Annotated in this window: 2 protein-coding genes; one reads left to right on the forward strand and one right to left on the reverse strand. The window is 51.4% G+C overall.

The features are described 5' to 3' along the window. On the reverse strand, window positions 1-1,226 hold a 1,226-nt coding region (locus VBE63_RS28650; RefSeq protein WP_323686381.1), incomplete at its 3' end, for a putative O-glycosylation ligase, exosortase A system-associated. Window positions 1,227-1,316: 90 nt separating this feature from the next. On the opposite strand from VBE63_RS28650, the gene VBE63_RS28655 reads away from it, so the two are divergent. After that, on the forward strand, window positions 1,317-1,787 hold a 471-nt coding region (locus VBE63_RS28655; RefSeq protein WP_323686382.1), incomplete at its 3' end, for an AMP-binding protein.

Below are 1,787 nucleotides of genomic sequence, written 5' to 3' on the forward strand. Positions count from 1 at the left end.
TAAGGCACATCAAGAAATGCTCCAGCAGTAAAGTAGCCAATGAGCGCCACCTGAAGCGCCCAGGCATATTCCGACAACCAGCGCTGACTTTGCTTTCGCTTTGCTTCAATGCGGATGCGATTGAACGTAAAAAAGGTAAAAGCGCCTAATAATAGGAAAACCAACAACCCCCCAAACCCATGTGCACCGAGAAGATTAAAATAGACACTGTGCGGGCTATGCAATGATGGCCCCCAGTCACCAACAAAATTAGCATAACCCATCCACCAGGTCATACCCTTATCCTCTTTATTAAAACCCATACCTAGGAGTGGGCGTTCAAGAGCCATATTGAGATTAACCCCCCAAGACAAGACACGTTGCATCGCCGAGTTATCCTCTTCGTAATTGACGAGACTATCCCAGCGTTGCAACACTCGATCAGGAAAACTTAATCCCACAATAACAACAACGGAGAAAGCAAGAAAAATCAACAACCCTTTCCTTTGTAATCTGGCAAAAATAAGGGGAGCCACCGCAATCAATCCAATCCAAGCACCCCTAGAAAAGGTAAAAATTATAGCTAGGCCGCTTAGCCAAAATGTTGCATAAAAAAATAAACCAATACGCTTTGACAGCTTATTAATGATTGGAGCGGAAAAAACAATCTGACATTGGCTAAAAGTTCGCGCAGTGACTAGAGTCAGTGGCAAAACCATGACCATTGCTAATCCGATAAAAGTATTTCCTTCCAGGTATGAATTTGGCGGCCCCAGAATCATATGGCTACCACCGGTAAGAATACCGAAAATACCACCTTTAAAGCCGTAGAAGCCTACGGAAAAAGTAATGACGACCAGCAATGCAATAATGCGCTGTTGTCCGTAGATCAGGATTGGAGCCAAAAAAGTCAGTAGTAAAATCTTCATCAAATGTTGCCAGAACCACCAAGCTCCATCTGGGTTGACAGCAAAATAGCTCGTCATCGCTGTATAGGCCGCGAAGATACCGAGCATGATCATTTCGCGTGTCATTGGTATCGAAGAGCGATCCTTATTGATAACAAGTCCGGCGAAGGTTGCCAGAGCAACAACTTGAGCCATCGGGAAGCCTCTCATGAAGCCCCAGGGCAACCAGTGAGGTGCCATTAGGCCGACCCAAAACCAGGCAAGGATGCCAGTCCAGGGCCGCATCAAGATGAGCGGCACTAGACCAACCATAATCAGAAATAATGCTAGATCGCGCATTTAAGACACCGTTTCGAGATCCTTGCCTACCTGGGTTATCATTGACAATGCCATTCGCGAACCCCGCGCTCCGCTCGACTTGGAACCCCCATGCTGCTCCATCACGCCCTCTTTAACCAGGCATCAGACAGGCCCGAAGCCCAAGCGTTAAGCGACGGTCGCATGACGCAAACTTACAGTGACCTTGCTGCCGCAACAATTCAAACCGCCAACGCGCTTTCAGCAGTCGATCACGGCCCACGCGAACGCGTCGCGGTCTACCTCGACAAGCGCCTGGACACCGTCCACGCCTTGTTCGGCACCGCCCACGCCGGCGGCGTCTTCGTGCCGGTGAATCCACTGCTCAAGGCTGAGCAGGTCGCCTACATCCTGCGCGACTGCAACGTGCGCATCCTGGTGACCTCGCCCGACCGCCTCGCGAGTCTAGCCGACGCACTGCCCGATTGCCCAGACCTGCACAGCGTGCTGGTGTTGGGCGAGGCGGCGGACGAGCAGCGCATCGGCCCTGTGCGCATCCTGAGTTGGCAGGCGCTACTGGACGCCGCCGACCCAACGACGGGG

It is taken from the genome of Lamprobacter sp. (assembly GCF_034860625.1).
In the GTDB taxonomy this organism is placed as follows: Bacteria; Pseudomonadota; Gammaproteobacteria; order Chromatiales; family Chromatiaceae; genus Lamprobacter.